The organism is Aestuariivirga sp. (assembly GCF_020252395.1).
GTDB lineage: Bacteria > Pseudomonadota > Alphaproteobacteria > Rhizobiales > Aestuariivirgaceae > Aestuariivirga.
The window spans coordinates 23,161-48,135 of record NZ_JADCDB010000028.1 but is presented as its reverse complement, the minus strand read 5'-3'; the positions used below and the strand labels follow the sequence as shown (position 1 = coordinate 48,135).

Genomic DNA, 24,975 nt, shown 5'->3' with positions numbered 1-24,975 from the left:
GGACATAGATGGAAGGAGTGGTAAATGCGCATCATAGATCAGGAATAAAGGCACGCCTAAAATTCCTGGGAGTGTTTGGGTGGACCGCGCCTTTTCATCGCCGGCATGACGGTTGCCGCGGATACGACGGCTGCAAGGGGTATGATGACGGGTTTAAGAGGGATGCCGGCCGCAAGGGGGCATGACAGTCGAAGGGCGTGTTCCTCAAGCCAACTCATCGCCCTCCTCCACGATCCGGAGCCACGGCCACCTGGCGCGGTAGCTCTGCGCTTTCGTCTGCCATTTGCCTGGCTGCGGGATGAGCGGGTTGATGCGGAGGATGCCGGCCGCGAGGTCGGCGAAGCCGTCAGGAGCGAAAACCTCGCCCGTCGCCACATCGATGCCGGCACAGGTGCAGCGCACGAGGTAGCGGGAGATGCCATCCCGCGCCGAATGGAGCTGCGGGTAATCGCCGCCGAAGCGTTGACGGTACCAAAGGTGGACGCGGGCCTGGTTCTTCACCTCGACCGGCAGGCCGAGCCGTTCAGCGAGCGGCGCCACGCGGCGGATGACAGCGTCCTCCGCCTCCCACGAGAGGTCTCCGCCATCGAAATAGAAAACATCATAGTCCTTGATGTTCTCGGGCGGCGGGCGGCTGGAGAGGACGTTCCACAGGGTTTGGAACAGGCAGCCGGCGGTGAGGTGGCACTGCGGCAGGGCGAGTTCCGCAAGGCCTTCGAGGAGCCGGCGATTGTGCGGGTTCGAGAGAGCGATCTCACGGAAGGCAGCGGCATCGAGCATGGGGCGAAGTTAGAGTGAGTCGCGGTGCAAGGGAATGAGACAGGGCCAGCGTCCCCGTCACCTCATCGGACAGCCGGGGCCGGCCCCGGCTGTCACCGCGACGGGGATGATCCGAGTAGCGCCGCCTCGCGCGCCAGCTTTTCGATCCCTGCCCAGTCCTTCGCCTCGACGAGTTTCCTCGGCGCCATCCACGAGCCGCCCACGGTGATGACGTTGGAGAGCTCCAGGTAGGACACCGCCTTCTCCGGCGTGATCCCGCCTGTCGGGCAGAAGCGGATGCGCGGCAGCGGTGAAGCGAGAGACGAAAGATAAGCCGTCCCGCCCGCGGGTTCCGCGGGGAAGAACTTCTGGATGGAGTATCCCCACTCCAGCAGCGCCATGCATTCGGAGGCCGTCGCACCACCGGGCAGCAGCGCGATGTCGTAGTCTTCCGCGGCGCCCAGCAGCCGGCCGGTGGACCCCGGCGAGACCGCGAACTTGCAGCCCAGCCGGTCGCAGTCGCGCAATTGCTCCGGCGCCAGCACCGTTCCGCAGCCGACGATGGCGCCCTCGACTTCCGCGACGATGGCGCGGATGCAGTCCATCGCTTTCTCGGTGCGCAGGGTGATCTCGAGAACGGGGAGCCCGCCCTTCACCAGCGCGCGTGCCAGCGGCACGGCGTCCTCCACCTTCTCGATCACCAGCACCGGAACGGCCGGCGCCAGCGCCAGCGCCTCGGCGAGGCCCTTTTGATAGACTTTGCTCATCACGCAGCCTCGCTCATCACACAGCCTCGCTTATCACACAGCCTCGAAAATGGATGCGCCCTGGTCGGCGCGGCCCGCATTGCGGCGGAACATCTGGAACAGCTCGCGCCCGGTGCCCTGATTGTTGGCGGAAAGATCGGCCTTCACCGCCTCGCGCGCCGAGAGATCGGTCAGCACCTCCAGAGTGCCTTGATCGGCATCGAGGCGGATCAAGTCGCCATCGCGGATCTTGGCAATGGGGCCGCCGTCGGCCGCTTCCGGTGTTAGGTGAATGGCCGCCGGCACCTTGCCCGATGCGCCCGACATGCGGCCGTCGGTGACGAGCGCCACCTTCAGGCCGCGCTCCTGCAGCACGGCGAGCGGCGGCGTGAGGCGGTGCAGTTCCGGCATGCCATTGGCTTTCGGCCCCTGGAAGCGCACGACGGCCACTACATCGCGGTTCAGCTCGCCCGCCTTGAAGGCCGCCTGCAGCTCTTCCTGCGAATGGAACACTTTCGCAGGCGCCTCGATCACATGGCGATCCGCCGGGATGGAGGAGGTCTTGATCACCGAAGTGCCGAGATTGCCGGTAAGCACGTTGAGGCCGCCCGCTGGCTGGAAGGGATTGGCCGCCCCGCGCAAGACGGCCTCGTCCTGCGAGGCAGTGACGGCATCGGCAAAGACCAGTTCGCCGCCAGCTCCGAGCCTTGCTTCTCTGGTATAGCCGGAAAGCCCGGTGCCCATGATGGTGGATACATCCTCATGCAGCAGGCCGGCGCCCAGAAGCTCGCGGATCAGGAAGCCCATGCCGCCCGCCGCATTGAAATGGTTCACGTCGGCCTTGCCATTGGGATAGATGCGCGTCATCAGCGGCACAACGCGGGAGAGTTGGGCGAGGTCTTCCCAGGTCAGCGAGATTCCCGCCGCCGCCGCCATGGCGATCAGGTGCATGGTATGGTTGGTGGAGCCGCCAGTCGCCAAAAGGCCCACAACACCGTTCACCACCGCCTTCTCGTCATAGATCCGGCCGATGGGACGGTAGTCGTTGCCGAGTGCAGTGATGGCCAGCGCGCGCTTCGCCGACTCGCGCGTGATCGCGTCGCGCAAGGGCGTTCCGGGATTGACGAAGGTCGAGCCCGGCAGGTGCAGGCCCATGATCTCCATCAGCATCTGGTTGGAATTGGCCGTGCCGTAGAAAGTGCAGGTGCCAGGGCCGTGGTAGGAGCGGGCCTCAGCTTCGAGAAGCTGGCCGCGCCCCACTTTCCCTTCCGCATAGAGCTGGCGGATCTTGGCCTTCTCGTCGTTCGGCATGCCGCTGGTCATCGGGCCCGCCGGAATGAAAACCGCCGGCAGGTGCCCGAAGGAAAGTGCGCCGATGATGAGGCCCGGCACGATCTTATCGCAAACGCCGAGATAGACCGCGGCATCGAACATCTGATGCGAGAGGGCAACCGCGGCCGAGAGCGCGATCACGTCGCGCGAGAACAGCGAGAGTTCCATGCCCGTCTCGCCCTGGGTCACGCCATCGCACATGGCGGGAACCCCGCCCGCCACTTGCGCCGTGCCGCCCGCGGCACGCGCCGCCTCGCGGATCGTCTCAGGATAATGCTCGAAGGGCTGGTGCGCCGAGAGCATGTCATTGAAAGCGGTGACGATGGCAAGGTTCGGCGCATTGCCGTTCCTCAGCGCGTTCTTGTCATGCGGGCTGCAGGCGGCGAAGCCATGCGCGATGTTGGCGCAGCCCAGCGCCTTACGCTTCGGCGTCAGCGCGATCGCCGCGTCAATCTTGTCGAGATAGCGACGGCGTGGCACGCGGCTGCGCTGGATGATCTTCTCGGTGACGGCGGAAATCGTCTCGTTCACGGCCATGGATCTATCTCAAGGGCACCAGTAGAGTGTCACGGGAGTCGCACTGCGCAGCACCGCGCGCACCGGCATGTCTTCTTGCGGGCCATCGCCCAGAGCATGCTTCAGCACCTGCTTCTTCTCGGCCCCTTCGATGTGGAGCGCAAGCCTGGCGGCGGATTCGAGCACGGGCAGCGTGAAAGTGAGGCGCGGCTCGCCTGCCCCCGGCGCACTGATGGCAATGAGGCGCTTGCTTGTCCCGGGATCAATGGCCTCGGCCAGCGTGTCGCCGCCGGGGAAGAAAGAGGCCGTGTGGCCGTCATTACCCATGCCCAGCACGGCAACGTCGAAGGCCGGCAGCTTCTCGGCATCCGGGTTGCCTACCAGCGGCACGAAGCGCGCGGCGGCCGCCTTGTTCTGCAGGAGATGTGCGCGCACCAGCCGGGCGTTGGAACGCCCGGAGCTCTCCGGCACCTGGCGCTCGTCGACCAGCGTCACCGACACGCGGCTCCACGGAATATCGATCTGCGACAGCTTTTCGAAGAACAGCTTTGGCGTCGTGCCGCCGGAGACGGCCAACGTCGCCTTGCCCTTGGCCTCGATGGCGCGGGCCAGTTCCTCGCCCACGTCGCGGGCAAGCCCTTCGGCCAGAGCCTCGCGGGCTTCGAAGATACGTTCGGCTTCAATCAATGTCCTGGTCCTCGTACCATGTGCGGCCGTCGCGCTCGATCAGCGCCACGGCGGAAGAGGGGCCCCATGTGCCCGCAGTATAGGGCTTCGGCGTCTCGCTGGAAGCGGCCCAGGCTTCGAGCACCGGATCGATCCAGGCCCATGCCGCCTCGACCTCGTCGCGGCGCATGAACAGCGCCTGGTTGCCACGCACGACATCCATGATGAGGCGCTCATAGGCATCCGGATTGCGCACGTTGAAGGCATCCGCGAAGCTCATGTCGAGCGGCACGTTGGAGAGCCGCATGCCGCCCGGACCGGGGTCCTTGATCATCAGCCACAGCTTCACGCCCTCGTCGGGCTGGAGGCGGATGACGAGGCGGTTGGGCGCAATCGGCCCCGCCTGCCCGTCGAAAACCGAATGCGGGATGGGCTTGAAGGTGACGACAATCTCGGACACGCGCGAGGGCAGCCGCTTGCCGGTGCGGAGATAGAAGGGCACACCCGACCAGCGCCAGTTGTTGATCTCAGCCTTCAGCGCCACGAAGGTTTCGGTCCTGGATATCGAAGAGCCCAGCTCCTCGAGATAGCCCTTCACCGCCCCGCCATTGGCCGCACCGGCGCGGTACTGGCCGCGCACGGTGACGTTGGGCACGGCCTCCGCGGTGACCGGCTTCAGCGACTTCAGAACTTTGAGCTTCTCGTCGCGCAGCGCGTCGGCCTGGGTCGACGTCGGCGGTTCCATGGCGACCAGACACAAAAGCTGCAGCATGTGGTTCTGCACCATGTCGCGCAGCGCGCCCGCAGTGTCGTAGTAGCCCGCGCGGCCCTCGACACCCAGCGTCTCCGCCACGGTGATCTGCACATGGTCGACGTGGCCGGAGTTCCACACGGGCTCGAACAGCGCGTTGGCGAAGCGCAGCGCCATCAGGTTCTGCACCGTCTCCTTCCCAAGGTAATGGTCGATGCGGTAGATCTGCGGTTCCTTGAACACTTTGCCGACTTGCTCGTTCAGCGCATGTGCGGACGCGCCCGACTTGCCGAGCGGCTTCTCGATGACGACGCGCGTCTGCGGGGTGACGAGGTTACAGGCGCCCAGCCTGTCGCAGATCGGCCCGAACAGGTCCGGCCCAACGGCCAGATAAAAGACACGGATGCGATGCGACTCGGGTCTCAGGACCTTGCCGAGTTCGGCCCAGCCGGCATCCCGCGCGGCATCCGCCGTCACATAGCTCACCCGCTCGAGGAAGCGGGCCATCACGTCGGCGGGTCGATCGGTCTCCGGCACGTGGTCTTCGATGGCCCTGCGGGCAAAGGCCTGGAACTCTTCACTGGTCATGGCCCGGCGCGAGCAGCCGATGATGCGCGAGCCGGGCGGGATCTGGCCCTGCAGATCGCGGTGGAACAGTGCGGGCAGCAGCTTGCGCTGGGAAAGGTCGCCCGTGGCGCCGAAGACCACGAGGTCGAACAGCTCCACCGGGATAATGCGCGGGGTCATTGAAAATCTTTTCGCCGAGTTTGATGTGCGCCACTCAAATAGCGGCTTCCAATAGTGAGTCAATGGAGGCGTCAATACGTCAGGGCAAGTGATTTATTGCAATCCTCAACGAAACGGCTCATGATTCCTGAAAAATCAGCAGGTTGGGAGGGTGGCATGATCCTGTGTTGCGGCGAGGCCTTGATCGATTTCCTGCCTGGAAAAGCGGCAGATGGGTCGGCTGTCTATGAACCGGTCTGCGGCGGCTCCGTCTACAACACGGCGATCGCACTTGGCCGCCTCGGCGTGTCGGTGGGCCTGTTCACCGGGTTGTCGACCGATTTCTTCGGCGACATGCTGCGCGATGGCCTCAAGGCCTCGAAGGTAAGCCTCGCCTTCATCAAGGAACGGGACAAGCCCTCGACGCTGGCCTTCGTCAAGCTCAGCAAGGGCCACGCCCGTTATTCCTTCTTCGACGACAATTCAGCGGGCCGGATGCTGACCAAGCGCGACCTGCCGAAGCTTGAGAAGAAGATCCAGGCGCTGCACTTCGGCTCGATCAGCCTGATCCCGGAGCCGGGCGGCGGCACGCTGGAACAGATGATGAAGCGCGAGGCGAAATCGCGCGTCATCTGCCTCGACCCCAACATCCGCCCGGGCATGATCAAGGACAGGCGGAAGCACATGGCGCGCCTCACCCGCATGATCGCTATGGCCGACATCTTGAAGGTCTCGGACGAGGACGTGGCCTGGATGACGGCTAAGGACGATGCCGCGGCCGCAGCCAGGAAGTGGCTGAAGCTCGGCGCCAAACTGGTCGTCGTCACCCGCGGCGCAAAGGGTGTAGAGGCCTTCACCGCGCAAGGGTCCATGAGCATGGCGGCGCAGAAAGTGAAGGTCGCCGATACGGTGGGCGCGGGTGACACCTTCACCGCGGGCCTCCTCACGGCACTCCGCGCCATGAAGCTGCTGGACAAAAGGAAGCTCACGGCACTCAAGGCCGAAGACCTTGCTCTGGCGCTGGGCTTTGCCGCCAAGGCTGCGGCGATCACCTGCTCCAGGCCGGGTGCCAACCCGCCCTGGGCGCGGGAGATGGTGTAACGCATCAATCACCTGACCCCACTTTCTTATCAAATCCTCATCATCATCGCCGGGCTTGTCCCGGCGATCCTTTTTGGTGGTCTGGCAAGGATGCCCGGGACATGCCCGGGCATGATGAGGCAGCGCGGGAAGGGAGGGCGGCACAAGAGGTATGCACACATCAAATCACCCTCCCTTGACATTCCTGCGCGCTCCGCCGACGTGATCCCCCCATGGATTTCCCCGTCGACCAAATCATCCCGCAGCTCTTGGACGCCCTCGCCAAGGGGCCCGCAGCGCTCCTCGTCGCCGAGCCCGGCGCGGGCAAGACCACGCGCGTGCCGCCGAAGCTGCTCGATGCACCTTGGCTCGGACGCAGCAAGATCGTGATGCTCGAACCCCGCCGCCTCGCCGCGCGCAATGCCGCGCACCGCATGGCGGAGACGCTGGGCGAGAAGGTGGGCGAGACCGTGGGTTACACCGTCCGCCTCGAGCGCCGCGTCTCGGCCAGGACGCGCATCGAGGTCGTCACCGAAGGCATTCTCACGCGCCGTTTGCAGCAGGACCCGGAACTCGCGGGCACCGGCCTCGTCATCTTCGACGAATTCCACGAACGCTCCCTCGACGCCGATTTAGGGCTAGCGCTTACCCTCGACATCCAGCGGGGCTTGCGCGACGACCTGAAGATCCTTGTCATGTCAGCGACACTCGATGCCGCGCGCGTTGCGGCACACTTAGGTGACGCCCCAATCATCGATGCGCCGGGCGGCGTCTTCCCCGTGGAGACGCGTTACCTTGACAAGGCGCAGCGCCAGACCATCTCGGCCGATGCCGTCCGCGCTGTGCAGCGCGCGCTGGACGAGACGGACAAATCGATCCTCGTCTTTCTGCCCGGCGAGGCTGAAATCCGCCGCACCAAGGACGCGCTCAACAATTCGAATCTGCCGCGCAACACCGTCGTGCGCCCGCTCTATGGCGCCATGAGCTTCGCCGAGCAGGACGCGGCGATAAGGCCGTCGCCTGCGGGCGAGCGCAAGGTGGTGCTCGCCACGACGATCGCCGAAACCAGCCTCACCATCGACGGCATCGGCGCCGTCATCGACACCGGCTTCAAGCGCGTGCCGCGCTTCGATCCGGCCTCGGGCATGACAGCACTCGAAACCGTGCGCGTGTCGCTCGCCTCCGCCGACCAGCGCCGAGGCCGCGCGGGCCGCCTGGGGCCGGGCATTGGCTATCGCCTGTGGCCCGAGTCTGAATCGCGCGCCCTGAAACCGCATGACGAGCCAGAGATATTCGTCGCCGACCTGGCGCCCCTGGTGCTGGAACTCGCCGCCTGGGGCGTCACCGATCCGAAATCGCTGCCCTGGCTCGACCTGCCGCCAGCCGCCCCTTTTGCGCAAGCCCAGGACCTGCTGCGGCGTCTCGAAGCGCTCGATCAGGAGAACAAGATCACCGCCATGGGCAAGCAGATGGTGCGCCTGCCGCTCCACCCGCGTTTGGCCCACATGGTGGTGAAGGGCAACAATGCGCTCGCCGCCGACCTCGCCGCCATGCTGTCGGAGCGCGATGGCCTGCCGCGCGATGTGGGCGTCGACATCACGTCCCGCCTCGCGCATCTCCGCGGCGGCGCACGCGACCGCATGCGCCAGTCTGCAAGGCAGATCCGCCAGATCGCCGGCATCAAGGATGAGGCGAGCGACGTCAGCCCCGGCGTGCTCGTCGCCTACGCCTTCCCGGACCGTATTGCGCAGGCGCGCAGCGGCGACCGCCGCTATCGCCTGTCGGGCGGTGGCGGCGCGGTGCTGCCCGAGCATGATGCACTGGTCACGCAGGATTTTCTTGCGGTGGCAACGACAGACGGCGCCTCGGGCGACCAGAAGATCTTCCTCGCGGCTCCGCTGTCGCTGAAGGAAATTGAGGAGCATTTCAAGGATCAGATCGAGGCGCGCGACGGCGTGTTCTGGGACAGCCGCGCGAAGGCCGTCAGCGCGTCGAAATCCCGCCGCCTCGGCGCGCTGGTGCTGGAGGAGAAGCCGTCCACCAACGCCGACCCCACGCTCATCGCCGAAGCCATGACGCAAGGTGTGCGCGAGATGGGCTTTGCATCGCTGCCATGGACGGAAGCTTCGAAAATCCTCCGCGCCCGCGTCCTCTTCCTCCGCCGCCTGTTCCCGGAAGACGGCTGGCCGGACCTCTCCGACGAAGCGTTACTCGCTAATCTTTCCGAGTGGCTCACGCCCTACCTCGCCGCCATCAGCCGCAAAGCCCATCTCGACCGCCTGGACATGCACCAGATCATCCAGTCGCTGATCCCGCACGAGCTGGCCCGCAAGATGGATCGCCTCGCCCCCGTCCGCATCGAGGTGCCTTCCGGCGCCGCCGTCCGTATCGACTATGAGACGGAAGGCGATCCCGTTTTGCGCGTGAGGCTGCAGGAAATGTTCGGCCTCGCCAAGACCCCCGCCATCGCCGAAGGCCGCAGCCCTTTGCGTATCGAGTTGCTGTCACCTGCAGGCCGCCCCGTCGCCGTCACCCAGTCGCTCGAAACCTTCTGGACCAACGGCTACCCAAGCGTTCGCTCCGACATGCGCGGCCGCTACCCCAAGCACGCCTGGCCCGAGGACCCGCTGGACGCCGAGCCGGTGAAGCCCAGAAGACTGAGATAAAGAGGCCAGGATCCAGATTTCATCGCGTCCGCTCCAACCCGCAACGCCGTCATGTCAGCGAAAGCTGGCGCCCGGCTTTCCGCGTCGCCAATGCCCGAGGTTGGGTGCCCCCGGACTTCGCCAGGGTGACGTGATGTCAGGGTGCGGTTTTCGCATCATCCAGTCAGCAACCGTCGGCGTTCATGCCCTTCGCCCATCCCTTCAGGGCGGGAAAAGGACTTGCGGCAGTTACCCCTTCACGCTCTTCAGCACGTCCACATATCTCGCGATCGCCACCGCCGTCGGCGAGAAGAGCTGGCGGTAGTAGAGCAGCGCGGTGATGACCAGCGTCGCGGCGATGCAGGCCCAGGGGCCAGCGAAGAGGAACAGCGCCGCCACGGCATAGTAATAGCCGCGGATGCCGGTGTTGATCGAGCGCACGGCCTCCGTCAGGACCACCGCTGACTGTTCGCCCATGATGCGGGCCTGCGGTGAATCCGCCTTGGTCGACTGCAATCCGCCCAACATGGCGAAGGTATAGGCCATCTTGCGCAGCGCATAGGTGAACGAGAAGAAGCACTGTGCCAGGATGGCGGTGAGCAGGAAGACGCAGAGCGTGAAGAGCTGCAGCGACATGGAATGGTCGGTAAAGGCGAGGCCGCGGGTTAACAGGAAGACATTGTTGACGTTGGCCAGCGCACCGACGAGGCCCGCCAGCACCAGCAGCGTGCCCGAGCCGAAATAGGAAATCGAGTTCGAGATGTGGCCAAGCAGGATTGCGTCGAAGACGCGGTGCTCACGATCCGTATCCTGATGGACCTCGAACCAGCGGAGCCGCACAGAGTGGAGCTGCGAGTTGAGCGAGCCGCGGCCGAGAAGCCCGAGGATGGGCGTATAGAAGCCCCACAGCGCGAGGATCAGCACGATGGCCGCGGCGTGGGCGAAGCCAAACCCCAGGGGCAAGTACTCGGCGGCCAGCGCGGTCATTGCGGCTTGTGCATCTCCTTGATCTCGGTCGTGCGGATCTCCGGTGCGCGCTCGAGCGTGTAGTTCAGGTTGAAGGCCGATTGCGCCATGAAGACCGGGTCGCCATCAAGGTCATGGGCGATCGAGAAGCGATTGTTGGTAATGAACTCGTCGAGCTTCTTCGCGTCGTCGCAGAAGATCCAGCGCATCACCTCATAGCGCGCCGGCTCGAAGCTGACGGGCACCCCATATTCATTGGCCAGCCGGTCCGCCAGCACGTCGAGCTGCAGGGCGCCGACGACGCCGACGATAGCCGGCGAGCCATCGGCCGGGATGAAGAGCTGCACGACCCCCTCTTCCGCCAGCTGCTCCAGCGCCTCGCGCAGCTTCTTGGCCTTCATCGGGTCGCCGAGCTTCACGCGCCTCAGGATTTCCGGCGCGAAGCTGGGAACGCCGGTGAAGACCACGTCTTCGCCCTCCGTCAGCGTGTCGCCGATGCGCAGCAGGCCATGGTTCGGAATGCCGACAACGTCGCCTGCGAAGGCCTCATCCGCGATCGAGCGGTCCTGCGCGAAGAAGAATTGCGGCGCGTTGAGCGCCACCGTCTTGCCGGTGCGCACGAGCTTGGCTTTCATGCCGCGCGTGAGCTTGCCCGAGGCAAGGCGCATGAAGGCGATGCGGTCGCGGTGGTTCGGGTCCATGTTGGCCTGGATCTTGAAGACGATGCCGGTCATCTTCGGCTCGGTGGCATGCACAACGCGGCCAGCCGCCTGCTGATCACGCGGCGGGGGCGCATAAGCGATCAAGGCCTCCAGCAGATCGCGCACGCCGAAATTCTTGAGCGCCGAACCGAAATAGACGGGCGAGAGATGGCCTTCGAGAAAGGCCTGCCGGTCGAAGCTGGTGCAGAGGTCCTTCACCAGCTCGATCTCGTCGCGCCACTTGGCGAAAGTGTCCGGTTTGATGAGTGTGGGGATCAGCGGATCGTCGGGGCCGGAGACGGGAACCCCCTCGGGGTCCTGCTCGAGCTGGCGGACGCGCGGAGCGTTGAGGTCATAGGTGCCGGCGAAGTCCTTGCCCTGGCCAATGGGCCAGACCATGGGAGCAACACTGAGCGCCAAACCCTTCTCGATCTCGTCGAGCAAGTCCAGCGGGTCGCGCGCCTCGCGGTCCATCTTGTTGACGAAAGTGATGATCGGAATGTCCCGCAGGCGGCAGATCTCGAACAGCTTGCGGGTGCGCGCCTCGATGCCCTTGGCGGCGTCGATGACCATGACGGCGGCGTCGACCGCGGTGAGGGTGCGGTAGGTGTCTTCCGAGAAGTCCTCGTGGCCCGGCGTGTCGAGCAGGTTGAAGACCGTGCCGTCATATTCGAAGGTCATGACGGAGGTGACGACCGAGATGCCGCGGGCGCGCTCGATCGACATCCAGTCGGAGCGGGTGCGGCGGCGGTCGCCCTTGGCGCGCACCTGGCCGGCAAGCTGGATGGCGCCGCCAAACAGCAGCAGCTTTTCGGTCAGCGTGGTCTTGCCGGCGTCCGGGTGGGAGATGATTGCGAAGGTGCGCCGGCGCGCCACTTCCTGTTCGAGCGGGTTGGTCACTTGAAACCTGAAAAATGAAGGGTGAGGCGCTTCCTAGACGGCTTTTGTGGCAGGGTAAAGCTTGCCGAAAACGCGCCTTCATGGCAGTTGAGGGGCCGGGGGAAAAGCCATGACGGAACTGGCACTTGTCGGCGATATCGGAGGCACCAATTCGCGCTTCGGGCTGGTTGAGCCCGGAACCACGCGGGTGGCTGAGGTCGCCGTGCAGAAGAACGACAATTTCGCCTCTTTGGAGGACTCGATTGCCGCCTATGTGATGGCCAAGGGCGTTTCAAACCTGGCGGGCGCTGCTATCGCCGTGGCCGGTCCGGTCGAGGGCGAGGTGGTGCACCTCACCAACCGCAACTGGAGCTTCACCCGGGAGTCGCTCCGCAAAGCGGCGGACGCACGCCAGTTCCGCCTGCTCAATGATTTCGAAGCGCTGGCTTTGGCGCTCCCTCATCTCGATGGCGAGGACGTGGTGCAAATCGGTGGCGAACTGCCGCAGAAGCCGGCGGTGAAGATCGTGCTGGGCCCCGGCACCGGGCTTGGCATGGCCACACTGGCGCCGCTGCCGCAAGGCGGCTGGATGGCGCTGCCGGGCGAGGTGGGCCATATCACCCTGCCCGTCGTCACGCAGGAAGAGTTCGACTGGCGCGAGAAGATGTCGAAGCCCGGCGTGCTGTTCGAGTCGGAAGATGCGATCACGGGTGGCGGGCTCTTACGCATGTACCGCGCCGCTACCGAAAGGCCCGTGCTGGAGACGCCCGAGGCCGTGCTGCAGGCCGCCCTTGCCGGAACCGATCAGGCCGCGGTGAAGACGCTGGACCAATTCATCGTGTGGCTCGCGCGCGTGGCGGGCGATGCAGCCATGACCATGCAGGCCAAGGGTGGGGTCTATCTCGCGGGCGGCATTGCACCTTCAATCGTGGGCAAGTTGAAATCCGGACCCTTCAGGTCCATCTTCGAGGAGAAGGGACGGCTGGCCTTCGTGATGAAGCCGATCCCGATCTATGTTATCGTCGACAAGTTCCCGGCCTTCAAGGGCTGTGCCGCCGCCATTGCCGGCATGAGGTGAAGCCATGTGGAAAGACACCGACATCCTTCTGGTCATCGACGTGCAAAACGACTTCTGTCCGGGTGGCAAGCTGGCGGTTCCCGGCGGCAACGAAGTGGTGCCGCTGATCAACCGGCTGGCCAAGGGCTTCCGCCACGTGGTGCTGACGCAGGACTGGCACCCCGCCGAACACAAGTCCTTCGCGACCCAGCACCCCGCCAAGAACCCATTCGAGACAGCCATGATGCATTACGGCCATCAGACGCTGTGGCCCGACCACTGCATCCAGGACACGCCGGGTGCTGCCTTCCACAAAGACTTGCACATTCCCAACGCCGAGCTGATCATCCGCAAGGGGTTCCGCGAGGAGATCGACAGCTATTCGGCCTTCTTCGAGAATGACCGTAAGACGCCCACCGGGCTCGGCGGTTACCTCAAGGAGCGGGGTATCGAGAAGGTGGTCTGCGCCGGCCTCGCCTTCGACTATTGCGTGCGCTTCTCGGCCGAGGATGCCAGGCGGCTGGGCTTCGAGACGGAGGTGATCGAGGCGGCCTGCCGGTCGATCGATTTGGACGGCTCGGCGGCGGCCGCGCGCAAGAGTTTCGCCGAACACGGCATCGCCCTGGCCTAAGGCCCGGTCTCACCCCCCATGCGTGCCGCGCAGGTAGGCTCGCGGCGAAGACGGATGCGCATGCGGCCGCTTCGCGCTAAGCGCAGGTCATGACACCACGCCTTACAGGCATCCTACTGATGGTGACCTCCATGGTCTTCTTCACGCTGCTCGATGCCACCGCCAAGCACCTGGTGCAGAGCCTGCCGCCCGTGGTGGCGGTGTTCGGCCGATACATCGTGGCGCTGGGCCTGTCGCTCGCTGTCATCCTGCGGAAAGGGAACATGCAGCTGATGATCACCGGCTATCCGGTGCTGCAGGTGCTGCGCGGGCTGCTGCTGGTGACCTCAACTCTGCTCAATTTCGTGGCCATCATGTATCTGCAACTCGCCCAGACGGCGGCGATCTTCTTCTCCATTCCGCTGTGGGTCTGCGCGCTCTCCGTGCCGATCCTCGGCGAGAAGGTGGGCTTGCGCCGCTGGATCGCGGTGGCCGTCGGCTTCTGCGGCGTGCTGTTGATCATGCGGCCGGGCACGGGCTCGTTTCACTGGGCCATGATCCTGTCAGTCTCCGCCTCGCTGTGCGGCGCCGTCTACAACATTGTGACGCGCAAGGTGGGCGGGCGCGACCGGGCGGAGACCTCGCTCTTCTACGTGGGCTTCGTCGGCGCGCTCGCCGCCGCCACGCCGCTGCCCTTCCTGTGGAAAACGCCTGACGGCCTGCAATGGGTGATGCTCGGCTTCATGGGACTGGCTGGGACGATCGGCCACTTCATGCTGATCCAGGCGCATCGGCTGGCGCCCGCCAGCGCGCTGGCGCCTTACATGTATACGCAGATCGTGTGGATGATCGCGGCCGGCTACCTGTTCTTCGGCCACCTGCCGGACCTGTGGACGCTTGTGGGCGCGGCCATCGTGGTGGCGAGCGGACTCTTCGTCTTCGCGGGCGAGGCGGGGGCATTCAAGGCCCGCGCCCCTGCTGCGTGATCAGGCCTGCGTATAGGCCGTCTTGACGGCGGTGTAGAACTCCGCCGCAAAGCGGCCCTGCTCGCGTGCGCCGTAGCTCGAACCTTTGCGGCCGCCGAAGGGCACGTGATAGTCCACACCCGCGGTGGCGAGGTTCACCATCACCATGCCCGCCGCCGACTTCTTGCGGAAGTCGGAGGCATGATTGAGCGAGGTGGTGACGATGCCCGAGGACAGGCCGAAGGCCGTGTCGTTGGCCACGCTCAGCGCCTCGTCATAGCTGTCGACCTTGATCACCGAGGCGACGGGGCCGAAGACCTCTTCGCGGTTGATGCGCATGCCGTTCTTCGTGCCCACGAAGAGCGCGGGGCTGAGGTAGAAGCCCTTGGTATCGCGGTTCAGCCGCTCGCCGCCCCAGACGAGTTCGCCGCCCTCGCCGCGCGCGATCTGGATATAGCGCTCGTCCTGCGCCATCTGGTTCTCGTCGACGACGGGGCCGATCACCGTGCCCTCCTTCAGCGCGTGATCGACCTTCAGTTTCTTCATGCCCTCCACCATGCGCTCGACAAAGGCATCGTGAACCTTCGACTGCACGATGAGGCGGGAGGAGGCCGTGCAGCGCTGGCCGGTCTGGTAGAAGGCGCCGTCAAGCGCTGCCGCCACCGCGATGTCGAGGTCGGCGTCGTCCAGCACCACGAGCGGGTTCTTGCCGCCCATTTCGAGCTGGAACTTGGCGCCGCGCGCGGCACAGGCCATGGCAACCTTGCTGCCAGTCTCGACCGAGCCCGTGAAGGAGATGGCGTGCACGTCCGCTGAATCGAGCAGCGTCTGGCCCACCACCGAGCCGCGGCCCATCACCAGGTTGAACACGCCCTTGGGAACGCCGGAGCGCGAGATGATCTCGGAGAGCGCCCAGGCCGAGCCTGGAACGAGATCGGCGGGCTTGAACACCACGGCGTTACCGAAGGCCAGCGCCGGCGCCATTTTCCAGGCGGGAATGGCGATCGGGAAGTTCCATGGGCAGATGAGCCCCACCACGCCCAGGGGCTCGCGCGTGATCGTCACATCGACGCCGGGGCGGATGGAGGAGATCGCAACGCCTTCGACGCGCAGCGCCTCCTGCGCGAAGAACTTGAAGATCTGTGCGGCGCGCATGGTTTCCGCGATGCCGTTGGCGAGGGGTTTTCCCTCCTCGCGCGACAGCAGCCGGCCGATTTCGTCCTTGCGGGCCAGAAGCTCAACACCGATGAACTCCAGCGCGTCAGCACGCAGCTGGGGCGTGGCGGCAGCCCAGGCGGGTTGCGCGGCGCGTGCCGCGGCGATAGCGGCCTCGGTCTGCGCCTCGCCGGCCTGGGCATATTCACCGACGATATCGCTGAGGTCGGAGGGATTGACGTTCTCGCGGACCCCTTTGCCTTCCAGCCATTCACCATTGATGAAATTGCGGTGCAGCGCCATGATGCGGATAACTCCCTGATTTTCGGGGCGGACCATAAGGACGCGGGACCGTTGAGGCAAGCATGCATGTCGGGCTGATCGGGGCGGGGATGATGGGCCATGGCATGGCAGCCAACTTGCTGAGGGCTGGACATCGGGTGACGGTGATCGCGCATCGCAACCGGGCGCCTGTCGAGGATCTCGTGGCGAAAGGCGCCGTCGAGGCAAAGACACTGGCGGAGATCGCGCAGGCCGAGGCGATCTTGCTCTGCGTCACGACGTCGAAGGTGGTGGAGCACACCATTCGACAGCTTAGGTTTCATCTGCGGCCGGGCCAGATCATCATGGATGCCGGCACCTCCGCTCCCGCCGCCACCAAGAAGCTGGCGCATGAGCTGGAGGGGCTGGGCGTCGCCTTTGCCGACATTCCGCTCACCGGCGGGCCGGAACAGGCGGAACAGGGCGTGCTCGGCGTGTTGTGCGGGGCCAGCCCCGAGACCTTCGTGCGGATCGAGGCTTTGCTCTCTTGCTTTGCCACCACCATCCGGCATGTGGGGCCGCCGGGATCGGGACACACGGCAAAGCTCATCTCCAACTATCTCGTCACCGGCATGGTGGCGCTTGTGGCGGAGGCCTTCGGCGCCGCGCGGCGCGCCGGGATCGGCTGGAAGGACCTGTACGAGGCGATGCTCAATGGTTCCGGCAATTCCGGCGTGCTGCGCAAGATGGTGGAGCCCGCCTTGAGGGGCGATTTCGACGGCTACCGTTTTGCAGTTGCGAATGCGGCGAAGGACATCGGCTATTACGCCGAACTGGCGGAAGGGCTGGGTTGCAGTTCCCAACTGACGGAAACCGTTGCGGAGATCTTCGCCCGCGCCGTAGAAACAGGCCATGGCGGACGAAACGTCAGCCACCTGCTTGACCCTGCAATCGACGATGTGAGCTGATGCTGAAAATCAATCCTGCCGTGGCGGCGATCGAAGAAGAGACCGCCTTCACCGTCCTCGACCGCGCCAACGCGCTGAAGGCCAAGGGCCATCCGGTCATCAATCTGGGGATCGGCCAGCCGGACTTCACGCCGCCGAAACACATCCTCGAGGCAGCCGGCAAAGCGGTGCGCGACGGGCCGCATGGCTATACCAGCCCGCAAGGCCTGCCCGTGCTGCGCGACGCGGTTGCGCAATATGTGGGCGGACGCTTCAAGGCGCCGGTCTCGGGCGATGAGGTGGTGATCGTGCCGGGCGGCAAGGTGACCTTCTATTTCGCCTGCCAGATATTCGGCGGGCCCGGAGCGGAAATCCTCTACCCCGATCCGGGCTTCCCGCCCTATCGCGATGCCGCGCGCTCGAGCGGGGCGAAGGCGGTGGCCTACCCGATCCGCGAGGAGAAGGACTTCGGCTTCGACGCGGAGGAAGTGTTGTCGCTGATCACGCCGGCGACGCGCCTCATCATCATCAACTCGCCCGCCAATCCGACGGGCGGGGTCGTCTCGCGCGCGGAGATCACCAAGCTTGCCCACGGGCTGGCAAGGCATCCGGACGTTGCGGTGCTCTCGGACGAGATTTACAGCCACCAGGTCTATGACGGGGTCGACTTCGTAAGCTTCCTCTCCTTCCCGGAGCTCAGGGACCGCACCATCATCCTCGACGGCTGGTCCAAGACATTTGCGATGACGGGCTGGCGTCTGGGCTTCGGGATCTGGCCCAGGCATTTGATCGATTATGTGAAAAAGCTGATCACCGTCGATCATTCCTGCACCAGCGTTGCCACCCAGATGGCGGGGCTTGCCGCCATCACCGGGCCGATGGACGAGATCGAGGGTTTCCGACAGAGCTTCCAGCGGCGGCGGAATATGGTGGTCAAGGGGCTCAATGACATCAAGGGCGTGCGCTGCCGCGTGCCCGGCGGCGCCTTCTATGCCTTCCCCAACATCTCGGGCACCGGCTGGCAGTCGCGCGATCTGGCGCGCGAACTGCTCGACAAGGCCTATGTGGCGCTGATCTTTGGCGACAGTTTCGGCGTTAACGGCAAGGGCTTCATGCGCCTTTCCTATGCGGCGAGCGAGGCTGATATTACGGAAGCGCTGAGGCGCATGAAGGCCTTCATAGAGGCATGAGCGGCGGGAATCTCTACCTCCGCTTCGAGCAGGCCTTCGCGGCTCATGCGGAGCGCATAGCCATCCGCACCGCCGATGGGCGCGAGTGCCTCACCTTCGGCGAACTGGCCCGCGGTGCTGCGCGCTATGCCAATGCGCTCGCGGCGCTGGGCGTCACGCCCGGCGACCGGGTGACGGTACAGGTCGAGAAATCCGTGGCCAATGTGTTGCTCTATCTCGCCGTGATGAAGGCGGGCGCGGTCTACCAGCCGCTCAACACGGCCTACACCGCAGCGGAAGTCTCCCACTTCGTGGAAGATGCGCAGCCGAAGCTGATCGTCTGCGATCCGTCACGCCAGGCCATGATGCGGGCGCTGGCCGACGCGGCGAAGGTTTTCGCCGTGGTGAACCTCAACGCCGAAGGCAACGGCTCGCTCGCCACCATGGCCGCAACAATGGACGACCGGCACGAGACGGTGACGCGGGACGGCGATGATCTTGCAGGCCTTCTCTACACCTCCGGCACCACCGGCCGCTCCAAGGGCGCGATGATCACCCATGCCAATCTGGAGTCGAACGCCAGAGCGCTGGTTGACCTGTGGCGCATGACACCGGACGACACTCTGCTCCATGCGCTGCCGGTCTTCCATGTGCATGGGCTTTACGTGGCGCTGAACACGGCCTTTCTCTCTGCCGCATCCATCATCTGGTTCAACAAGCTCGACACAAAGGCGATGATCGCGGCGATGCCGCGGGCGACGCTGATGATGGGTGTGCCCACCTTCTATACACGGCTGCTTTCGGAACCTTCATTCACCCGGGAAACGGCGCGAAACATGCGGCTGTTCATCTCGGGCTCGGCCCCGCTGCTCGCGGAAACCCACACGGCCTTCGCGCAGCGCACTGGCCACGCCATCCTCGAACGCTATGGCATGACCGAAACGGGCATGATCGCGTCCAACCCCTATGACGGCGCACGTCTGGCCGGCACGGTGGGCTTTGCCCTGCCGGATGTTTCCGTGCGCGTCAGGGGCGAGCAGCCCGGCGTGCTGGAGGTGAAGGGCCCCAATGTCTTCAAGGGTTACTGGCGCATGCCGGAGAAGACGCGTGAAGACTTCACGCCAGACCGCTGGTTCATCACCGGCGACGTCGGCTCCATCGACGTGGAAGGCCGCGTATCGATCGTCGGGCGCGCCAAGGACCTCATCATCTCCGGTGGCTTCAACGTCTATCCGAGGGAGATCGAGGAGGTGCTGGATGCCCTGCCGGGGATCTGCGAGAGCGCCGTCATCGGCGTGCCGCACCCGGATTTCGGCGAAGGCGTTGTCGCGGTGGTGACCGCCGAAGCCAAGCTGCCGCCGGAGGCGGAGATCGTCTCCGCGCTGTCGTCATCACTCGCCAAGTTCAAGGTGCCGAAGCGCATCTTCGAAGTGGCCGAGCTGCCGCGCAACGCCATCGGCAAAGTGCAGAAGGCAGAACTGCGCAAGCGGTATGCGGGGACGTTCGGCTCCCCGATCATCGTGTGAGCAAGTGGATTGGCGGACCCGGACACGGCCCTTCGCCACGGGGCACGGGGGAAGCCCCATGGGTTCGATTGACGGCACAATCCTTCAGTTGACGGTCTTGCGTGTTTCGGCGAACGGGCGCTCCTCGGCAGACAGGAGCGGCTTGTCGATGAGCGTGTCCATAATGTGGCTCAGCACCTCGGCGCGGTTGCGTGCGTTGGCCTTGCGGTAGATGGCGTTGAGGTGGGCCTTGACGGTGCCCTCCGCCGAGCCACGGACCCCTGCAATCTCGGAAATGGACAGGCCCTTCACCATGAGGGCGGCCACGTCACGCTCGCTGGCCGTAAGTTTCCATGCGTCGAAATGGTTCTCGATCACCCCTTGCAGCGCCGAGGAGGCGAGCCCCACGCTGCGCTCCAGGCTTGCCTTGCGCCGCAGCAGGTGCGCGAGGCAGACCGCCTCGAAGGCGATGCCGACGAACAGGGCGAGGCTCGCCAGGGCTTCCGGCAGCAGACCCCAGCCGACCCTCCCGGGATCCGCGGCGTCCCGCATGACGTCAACAAAGAAGACAACAGCGCAAATGACTTGCGCCGCGATCAGGGCCATGATCAGGACTGGAAGGCGGTGTTTCATCAAAAGGTCCGGTTCAGACTTGTAGCAGTCAGCTTAGTCATCGATTATGTCGCCCGGAAGGTTGCGCAGGGCGCCATACCGTCGCGCCCTCGAAACATATGCGCGGCCGGCGCAACCTCACTTTGGCATTGGGTCGCGGCGGGCTGACGCAACTGGCCGTCAAGTGCCGCCGCACATGCGAGCGGAAGGTTGCGCCGGCATTCCACTCTGGAGCATCTCTCGCGCCGCGGGCGATTCCGCTTGCCCGGCCAATGCTCCAGGAAATGTTCATGTTATCCACTCCCGAAAACCTCGTGCTCGAATCCTTCGGCCTGTGCGTGCTTGCCTTCGTGGTGATCGTGGCGCTCCACCTGATGGGCCTTCACGCCTCGATCCGGCTGTTCCGCGTGAAATTCAAGGTCGGTGAAACCCATTCGCCGGTCTACCACAAGGCGGTGATCGTCATTCTTTCGGCGATGATGCTTCTGTTCTGCCTTTACATGATGACCGATTTCGCATGTGGCCTGTTCATGTACCTGGCTGGCGCCCTGCTGGCCTATCGTGAGGGCGTCTACTATTCCCTCGAGAACTACACCTCGTTAGGCCTTACGCGGGTCAATGTCGATGACCGCTGGCGCATGCTGGCGCCGATGATCTCGATGTCGGGCGTGTTCTGTCTAAGCTGGTCAACCGCCGTGCTGGTCAGCTTCTTCGGCCAGCTCTACCACATTAAGCTCGACGACTGACGAGGGATCGCACTCAGATGGCCTTGGGCTGCGCCCGCGCCGCGTGGCATGGCGGTGACATTGTGCGGCCAGGCGCGCGGATTGGCGCGCCTCAGAAATAGCCCTGGCGCTTCTTGTCCTCCATGGCGGAGGCGCCGTCCTTGTCGATCATGCGTCCGGCGCGTTCGGAGCCCGACGCCTGCACCGTTTCGAGGATCACCTCGCGCACGTTCTTCGCCGATGACTCCATGCCGCCGGTCAAAGGATAGCAGCCGCAGGTGCGGAAGCGCACCGACAGCGTTTCGGGTGTCTCGCCAGGGTGAAGCCGCATGCGCGCGTCATCGACGAGGATGATCTGCCCGTCGCGCCGCACGATTGCGCGCTCGGTCGCGAAATAGACAGGCGGCAGGGGGATATCCTCGCGCAGGATGTAGAGCCACACGTCGAGTTCCGTCCAGTTGGAGATGGGGAACACGCGCATCGTCTGGCCGGGGGCGAGGCGGCCATTGTAATTGTCCCACAGTTCGGGCCGCTGGTTCTTGGGGTTCCAGCCATGGTTCGCATCGCGCACCGAGAACACGCGCTCCTTGGCGCGCGACTTCTCCTCGTCGCGGCGCGCACCACCCACCGCCGCATCGAAGCCGAGCTCCGTGATCGCCTGCTTCAGCGGCACGGTGCGCATGATCTCGGTATAGAGGCTCGAGCCGTGATCGAAGGGATTGATGTTCTTCCGAACGCCATCCTCGTTGCGATAGACCACGAGCTCCACGCCATAATGCTTCACCACCCAGTCGCGGAAGGCCAGCGCATCGCGGAATTCCCAGGTCGAGTCGATGTGGAGGAGCGGGAAGGGAGGCTTCCCCGGATAGAAGGCCTTGGCGCAGAGGTGCAGCAGCGTGGTCGAATCCTTGCCGATCGAATAAAGCAGCACGGGCTTCCTGAACTGTGCGGCCGTCTCGCGGATGATGTGGATGGCCTCGGCTTCGAGGCGGTCGAGATGGGACAGGCTCATGGATTGCACTCCGGGCATTCGGCAGGCGTTGCGGCCGTGCGGCCGTCGGGACGGGCCGAGCTTTGTTCATATCCGCACAGCGCGCAGCCCGAGATCAGGCTGCGCACCTGCGCTGTTGGGGTTTCGCACGCCGCGCAGGGCAATCCCGCCTCGCTGCGGACCGTGCCGAAGCCGGGCGCGGCGCAGGCGGGGCAGGGGGTTGCGATCCTTGCGGCGAGCTTTGCTGCCAACTTCCCGATTTCGGCCATGCGCGTGGGGTTCACATGGGCCCGCATGTCGGTCTCGAGCCATCCCTCACCCCGGCCGGCGGAAAGCAGGCTCTCGAGCGCAGCGCGATCGTTGATGCCCTTCGTGATGTGTCCACAGCGGCGCAGCACCAGCGCATGCGACGGAAAACCGGCGCGATCGAGAAAGCCCTCGATATCTGCCCCTTCAGTCAATTCCAGCGCGGCGAAGTTGGTCGTCTCGGAAACGCATTCCTCCACCACCTCGAGCCCGCGCGTGACGTCGATGAAGATCATCATCTCGCGGCCCGCCGCGATGAAAGGCATGAAGGGATGCGGCCCGAAACTGCCCTCGCTGGCAATGCCCATGGGCAAGCCTGTGGCCTGCATGCCGAGCCGCGCCTTGGCCCGCGCTGCCTCGCGCATCGAGCCCGCGCGCGGAACTTCGCCGGTGAAGGTACCCAGCGCATCGGTGTCGATGCTGGACGCCACCCGCACGGCAAGCCCCAGCCGCTCCGCGAAGGCGGGTGCTATAGCGCGCTCCTTCGCATGCTGGGTCGCCAGCGCTGCCGTCAGCCCGCGATAGCTCATGCCGCGCGGCGGGTGTCGGTCAGCTGCTCCCACGTGCCGCCCGGACGGTAGCGCGCGCTCACCGCGCCATCTTCGAGCGCGATGAGGTGCAGCCAGCCATTGTCGAAGAGGGAGGCCACCTGCGGGTGCTTGGCCAGCACCGCGCCGATTGCCTCCTGTGGCGCCTCGATCATCACGGAGAGGCGCAGCGGCTCATGGACCAGCCTTGTCCCATCATGCACCGCTTGCCAGGGTAGCCCGGCACGGAGCGTGCCGCCATTGCCCTGCAGCACGCCGATGCCGCCCACCACATTGTGGATCAGCTTGTTGCCGCCGCCGAACACCTCGGGCGCGACCGCCGAACCGTAATACTGCAGACTGATCCAGCTGGCGACGACGACGGGCGCGGTGACGATCAGCTCCAGCGTGGCGAAGTCCGTGTCGGCGGTCCAGTCATAGCTGTGCAGGAAGCTCCTGCCGCCGAGATCGGCTTTCGAGGTTACGCGGCGCGGCGCGGCGATGAAGGCGGAGCAGCCGGCGAGCCCCCATTCCGGCCGCACCTCGGCCCAGTTGACCGCGCGTTGCGCGATCGTGCCGGCCGTCGAACCGGGCAGCCGCAGCGCCCGCTCGGCCCGTGTCATCTGGGCTGCGCGCGTCAGCAGCTGCCGCGCGGCGGCGAGCCGTGCGCACTGCTGCGGCGAGAAGCCATCCTCGTAGAGCGTCACCTCATCCGTCGTCGTGTCATGGAGGCCCGCCACGAAGAGCGTGTCCTGCGGCAGGCTGATGCCGTGCTGCGCCAGGCCGCTTTGCGTCTCCGGGTCGTTCAGCAGCTGCGCCAGCAACCGGGCGGAAACTTCGCCCGTATGCCCGCCGCAGGCGCCGCAGTGATAGGCGCTCTCATGCGGATTGTTGGTGACATGTGCGCCATGGCCCAGCAGCAGCACCAGCGGCGCGTGGCCGGTGGTCATGCTCATCGCCTTCAGCACCGCCGCGGCTGTCGCAGCCTTGGCTTCCGCCGTCAGTCCGCCTTCGATGCGCGGGGCGGGTTCCGGCGTGTCTCTCTTCCTGACGAGGGCGAGCGCGTCCTTGACCAGCTTCAGCGCATAGCCGGGCCCCGCCGCCTCGACGAAGGCGAAAGACGAGACCGCCGCCTGCCGGAAGCGGCCCCAGGCCCTGACCGTGCGCGCCGCAATGCGTGCGTCCTCTTCGGACTTCGCACTCTCATGCCCGGTCGAGGTGAGTGCGGGGTTGAGCAGCACGGGCAGATGCGCCTCCGTCAGCTCCGTGCCATGCGGCCGGTGCTTGACGGACAGGCCGAAGAAACCGGCGAAGCCGATGGTCTCGACGGTGGGGTCCACCGCCTCCAGCGCGCGGCGGACCACCTCAGAGCGCACATCGATGCAGAAGGCCGCCTGCAGGCTGGGACGTCCCTTCGGTGCGTGACCGCTCTCCAGCTTCAGCGCCAGCTTCCGCTGCTGCGCCCGCTCCGCTGCCTCCTGCAGGACGGCGTCGGCGACGTCGTCGGCCGAGGCCGCCACCGGTGCGGCATGGGCTTCCACCACTTGCTGCCAGGTGCCGGAGAGATAGGGCCGGTGCGCTAGCATCGCCTCCTCCCAGACGAGGCGGATGGCGAGAAGGTCGGTGAGCGTTGAATCGGTCTCGCCCTTGAGCTCCGCCTCCCACAACAGCCAGCGCGCATGCTGCGCCCAGCCGCCCAGATCGATCATCAGCCGGTGGAAGGCCGTGCCCGCCGCCGCTTCGTTCAGGCACAGCGCTTCCGCCGCGCGCAGGATGGCGCGCTCGGCGGTGTCGGGGGCTTCCGCCACATGCGTGCAGAAGCCGGTGAGGCCGGCGATCTCGGGCGTCAGGTCATGCACCGCCCAGGCCCGCCAGGCGGCATAGGTGCTGCGGCCGGGGGCGGGCGACCACAGCGCCTGGCCGCGGTCGAAGTGCCCTGCCGCCCACAGCCCGATGGCGCGTGCGATGACGCCCGGCCAGTCGGTACCATCGTCCCGCGCGGCGAGTTCCGCCACGGTGGGCAGCGCAGCCGAGGGCGCGCGCTCCTGCGCCAGCAGGGCCTTCAGCGCCGTCACGTCCCTGGGCTTCAGCGGCGAGGTTGATGCATCGAGGGCCGCGGCGAGGTCGCCCTCCGTCATCTCGCCGCCGCGCAGCTTCGCGGCATAGTCGCCGCGCGGCAGCGTGACGCGCGTGCCGGCGACGCGTGCCAGAAGCGCCGCGGTGGTGGCGAGGTCCTGGCCCGTCTGGCCGAGGAAGGGATTCACCGCCACGGTCGCGGTGAGCGGGAAGGCGGGCGGAATGGCGCGCACGGCATCTTCCGCGGCCTTGAGCGTGCTCGAGATCCGGGCGGCGGGAAACTGCGGATGCATCATGAACAT

Annotated in this window: 21 protein-coding genes; 9 read left to right on the top strand and 12 right to left on the bottom strand. The window is 65.6% G+C overall.

Annotated elements, in window-relative coordinates; all coding sequences use genetic code 11:
* Positions 1 to 204: 204 nt before the first annotated feature.
* The 5 genes from IOC82_RS13025 to zwf all read right to left on the bottom strand — a co-directional run bounded on the left by IOC82_RS13025 (position 205) and on the right by zwf (position 5,517).
* Positions 205 to 780: a nucleotidyltransferase family protein gene (locus IOC82_RS13025; protein WP_290546629.1), complete on the bottom strand. Its 576-nt coding sequence runs from the start codon at positions 778 to 780 to the stop codon at positions 205 to 207.
* Between the two features lie 92 nt (positions 781 to 872).
* Positions 873 to 1,526 (bottom strand): bifunctional 4-hydroxy-2-oxoglutarate aldolase/2-dehydro-3-deoxy-phosphogluconate aldolase, encoded by a 654-nt coding sequence (gene eda / locus IOC82_RS13020; protein WP_290546628.1) that lies wholly within the window; start codon positions 1,524 to 1,526, stop codon positions 873 to 875.
* 33 nt (positions 1,527 to 1,559) lie between these two features.
* Entirely contained in the window at positions 1,560 to 3,374 is a 1,815-nt protein-coding gene (gene edd, locus IOC82_RS13015; RefSeq protein ID WP_290546627.1) for a phosphogluconate dehydratase, read from the bottom strand.
* 9 nt (positions 3,375 to 3,383) lie between these two features.
* Positions 3,384 to 4,037, bottom strand: coding sequence for a 6-phosphogluconolactonase (locus tag IOC82_RS13010; protein ID WP_290546738.1), 654 nt, complete (start codon positions 4,035 to 4,037; stop codon positions 3,384 to 3,386).
* Positions 4,033 to 5,517 carry a glucose-6-phosphate dehydrogenase gene (gene zwf, locus IOC82_RS13005; RefSeq protein WP_290546626.1) on the bottom strand — a complete coding sequence of 495 codons (1,485 nt, stop codon included), beginning with the start codon at positions 5,515 to 5,517 and terminating at the stop codon, positions 4,033 to 4,035. Before zwf ends, IOC82_RS13010 begins: the two co-directional genes overlap by 5 nt.
* 156 nt (positions 5,518 to 5,673) lie before the next feature.
* On the opposite strand from zwf, the gene IOC82_RS13000 reads away from it, so the two are divergent.
* Both IOC82_RS13000 and hrpB read left to right on the top strand, forming a co-directional pair.
* Positions 5,674 to 6,597, top strand: a complete 924-nt coding sequence (locus tag IOC82_RS13000) for a carbohydrate kinase (protein ID WP_290546625.1) — start codon at positions 5,674 to 5,676, stop codon at positions 6,595 to 6,597.
* A gap of 212 nt (positions 6,598 to 6,809) precedes the next feature.
* Entirely contained in the window at positions 6,810 to 9,242 is a 2,433-nt protein-coding gene (hrpB, locus tag IOC82_RS12995) for an ATP-dependent helicase HrpB (protein WP_290546624.1), read from the top strand.
* A gap of 228 nt (positions 9,243 to 9,470) precedes the next feature.
* Here hrpB and IOC82_RS12990 read toward each other — a convergent pair whose 3' ends face one another.
* Together IOC82_RS12990 and IOC82_RS12985 are read right to left on the bottom strand one after the other, a co-directional pair.
* Positions 9,471 to 10,208, bottom strand: coding sequence for a DUF599 family protein (locus IOC82_RS12990; RefSeq protein WP_290546623.1), 738 nt, complete (start codon positions 10,206 to 10,208; stop codon positions 9,471 to 9,473).
* Positions 10,205 to 11,788, bottom strand: coding sequence for a peptide chain release factor 3 (locus IOC82_RS12985; RefSeq protein WP_290546622.1), 1,584 nt, complete (start codon positions 11,786 to 11,788; stop codon positions 10,205 to 10,207). The genes IOC82_RS12990 and IOC82_RS12985 overlap by 4 nt, the downstream gene beginning before the upstream one ends.
* Before the next feature lie 109 nt (positions 11,789 to 11,897).
* Here IOC82_RS12985 and IOC82_RS12980 point away from each other — a divergent pair, with 109 nt between their 5' ends.
* The 3 genes from IOC82_RS12980 (at position 11,898) to IOC82_RS12970 (ending at position 14,420) form a co-directional block, all read left to right on the top strand.
* Positions 11,898 to 12,845, top strand: a complete 948-nt coding sequence (locus tag IOC82_RS12980) for a glucokinase (protein ID WP_290546621.1) — start codon at positions 11,898 to 11,900, stop codon at positions 12,843 to 12,845.
* Positions 12,846 to 12,849: 4 nt separating this feature from the next.
* Entirely contained in the window at positions 12,850 to 13,455 is a 606-nt protein-coding gene (gene pncA / locus IOC82_RS12975) for a bifunctional nicotinamidase/pyrazinamidase (protein WP_290546620.1), read from the top strand.
* 89 nt (positions 13,456 to 13,544) lie between these two features.
* Positions 13,545 to 14,420 (top strand): DMT family transporter, encoded by an 876-nt coding sequence (locus tag IOC82_RS12970; protein WP_290546619.1) that lies wholly within the window; start codon positions 13,545 to 13,547, stop codon positions 14,418 to 14,420.
* Here IOC82_RS12970 and IOC82_RS12965 read toward each other — a convergent pair whose 3' ends face one another.
* A complete protein-coding gene (locus tag IOC82_RS12965; RefSeq protein WP_290546737.1) occupies positions 14,421 to 15,860 on the bottom strand; it encodes an aldehyde dehydrogenase family protein in 1,440 nt (479 codons plus the stop codon). It lies immediately after the preceding gene.
* A gap of 59 nt (positions 15,861 to 15,919) precedes the next feature.
* On the opposite strand from IOC82_RS12965, the gene IOC82_RS12960 reads away from it, so the two are divergent.
* Genes IOC82_RS12960 through IOC82_RS12950 form a run of 3 tightly spaced genes read left to right on the top strand, consistent with a single transcriptional unit; the run spans position 15,920 to position 19,457 of the window.
* Complete coding sequence (locus IOC82_RS12960) at positions 15,920 to 16,783, top strand: NAD(P)-dependent oxidoreductase (protein WP_290546618.1); 864 nt, start codon at positions 15,920 to 15,922, stop codon at positions 16,781 to 16,783.
* Complete coding sequence (locus IOC82_RS12955) at positions 16,783 to 17,952, top strand: pyridoxal phosphate-dependent aminotransferase (protein ID WP_290546617.1); 1,170 nt, start codon at positions 16,783 to 16,785, stop codon at positions 17,950 to 17,952. Before IOC82_RS12960 ends, IOC82_RS12955 begins: the two co-directional genes overlap by 1 nt.
* Entirely contained in the window at positions 17,949 to 19,457 is a 1,509-nt protein-coding gene (locus tag IOC82_RS12950; RefSeq protein ID WP_290546616.1) for an AMP-binding protein, read from the top strand. Before IOC82_RS12955 ends, IOC82_RS12950 begins: the two co-directional genes overlap by 4 nt.
* Before the next feature lie 84 nt (positions 19,458 to 19,541).
* Here IOC82_RS12950 and IOC82_RS12945 read toward each other — a convergent pair whose 3' ends face one another.
* On the bottom strand, positions 19,542 to 20,069 hold the full coding sequence (locus IOC82_RS12945) for a helix-turn-helix transcriptional regulator (RefSeq protein WP_290546615.1): 528 nt from the start codon (positions 20,067 to 20,069) through the stop codon (positions 19,542 to 19,544).
* A 269-nt stretch (positions 20,070 to 20,338) separates the two neighbouring features.
* Between IOC82_RS12945 and IOC82_RS12940 the strand changes: the two genes are divergently transcribed.
* The gene (locus IOC82_RS12940; RefSeq protein WP_290546614.1) at positions 20,339 to 20,794 is read left to right on the top strand and encodes a hypothetical protein; all 456 of its coding nucleotides are present in this window, start codon (positions 20,339 to 20,341) and stop codon (positions 20,792 to 20,794) included.
* A gap of 91 nt (positions 20,795 to 20,885) precedes the next feature.
* On the opposite strand, the gene cysD is transcribed toward IOC82_RS12940, so the two are convergent.
* Genes cysD through IOC82_RS12925 form a run of 3 tightly spaced genes read right to left on the bottom strand, consistent with a single transcriptional unit; the run spans position 20,886 to position 24,975 of the window.
* Positions 20,886 to 21,785, bottom strand: coding sequence for a sulfate adenylyltransferase subunit CysD (gene cysD / locus IOC82_RS12935; protein WP_290546613.1), 900 nt, complete (start codon positions 21,783 to 21,785; stop codon positions 20,886 to 20,888).
* Positions 21,782 to 22,600 (bottom strand): DUF6671 family protein, encoded by an 819-nt coding sequence (locus IOC82_RS12930; RefSeq protein ID WP_290546612.1) that lies wholly within the window; start codon positions 22,598 to 22,600, stop codon positions 21,782 to 21,784. The genes cysD and IOC82_RS12930 overlap by 4 nt, the downstream gene beginning before the upstream one ends.
* Positions 22,597 to 24,975, bottom strand: coding sequence for a YbcC family protein (locus IOC82_RS12925; RefSeq protein WP_290546611.1), 2,379 nt, complete (start codon positions 24,973 to 24,975; stop codon positions 22,597 to 22,599). The genes IOC82_RS12930 and IOC82_RS12925 overlap by 4 nt, the downstream gene beginning before the upstream one ends.

Bases quoted from the DNA above. Each gene is read 5' to 3' on its own strand.
- cysD (WP_290546613.1), bottom strand. From the start codon at position 21,785: ATGAGCCTGTCCCATCTCGACCGCCTCGAAGCCGAGGCCATCCACATC.
- IOC82_RS12955 (WP_290546617.1), top strand. From the start codon at position 16,783: ATGCTGAAAATCAATCCTGCCGTGGCGGCGATCGAAGAAGAGACCGCC.
- IOC82_RS13025 (WP_290546629.1), bottom strand. From the start codon at position 780: ATGCTCGATGCCGCTGCCTTCCGTGAGATCGCTCTCTCGAACCCGCAC.
- IOC82_RS12960 (WP_290546618.1), top strand. From the start codon at position 15,920: ATGCATGTCGGGCTGATCGGGGCGGGGATGATGGGCCATGGCATGGCA.
- IOC82_RS12925 (WP_290546611.1), bottom strand. From the start codon at position 24,975: ATGTTCATGATGCATCCGCAGTTTCCCGCCGCCCGGATCTCGAGCACG.
- zwf (WP_290546626.1), bottom strand. From the start codon at position 5,517: ATGACCCCGCGCATTATCCCGGTGGAGCTGTTCGACCTCGTGGTCTTC.
- IOC82_RS12970 (WP_290546619.1), top strand. From the start codon at position 13,545: ATGACACCACGCCTTACAGGCATCCTACTGATGGTGACCTCCATGGTC.
- IOC82_RS12940 (WP_290546614.1), top strand. From the start codon at position 20,339: ATGTTATCCACTCCCGAAAACCTCGTGCTCGAATCCTTCGGCCTGTGC.
- IOC82_RS12950 (WP_290546616.1), top strand. From the start codon at position 17,949: ATGAGCGGCGGGAATCTCTACCTCCGCTTCGAGCAGGCCTTCGCGGCT.
- IOC82_RS12930 (WP_290546612.1), bottom strand. From the start codon at position 22,600: ATGAGCTATCGCGGGCTGACGGCAGCGCTGGCGACCCAGCATGCGAAG.
- IOC82_RS12945 (WP_290546615.1), bottom strand. From the start codon at position 20,069: ATGAAACACCGCCTTCCAGTCCTGATCATGGCCCTGATCGCGGCGCAA.
- IOC82_RS12990 (WP_290546623.1), bottom strand. From the start codon at position 10,208: ATGACCGCGCTGGCCGCCGAGTACTTGCCCCTGGGGTTTGGCTTCGCC.
- IOC82_RS12980 (WP_290546621.1), top strand. From the start codon at position 11,898: ATGACGGAACTGGCACTTGTCGGCGATATCGGAGGCACCAATTCGCGC.
- IOC82_RS13000 (WP_290546625.1), top strand. From the start codon at position 5,674: ATGATCCTGTGTTGCGGCGAGGCCTTGATCGATTTCCTGCCTGGAAAA.
- eda (WP_290546628.1), bottom strand. From the start codon at position 1,526: ATGAGCAAAGTCTATCAAAAGGGCCTCGCCGAGGCGCTGGCGCTGGCG.
- hrpB (WP_290546624.1), top strand. From the start codon at position 6,810: ATGGATTTCCCCGTCGACCAAATCATCCCGCAGCTCTTGGACGCCCTC.
- pncA (WP_290546620.1), top strand. From the start codon at position 12,850: ATGTGGAAAGACACCGACATCCTTCTGGTCATCGACGTGCAAAACGAC.
- edd (WP_290546627.1), bottom strand. From the start codon at position 3,374: ATGGCCGTGAACGAGACGATTTCCGCCGTCACCGAGAAGATCATCCAG.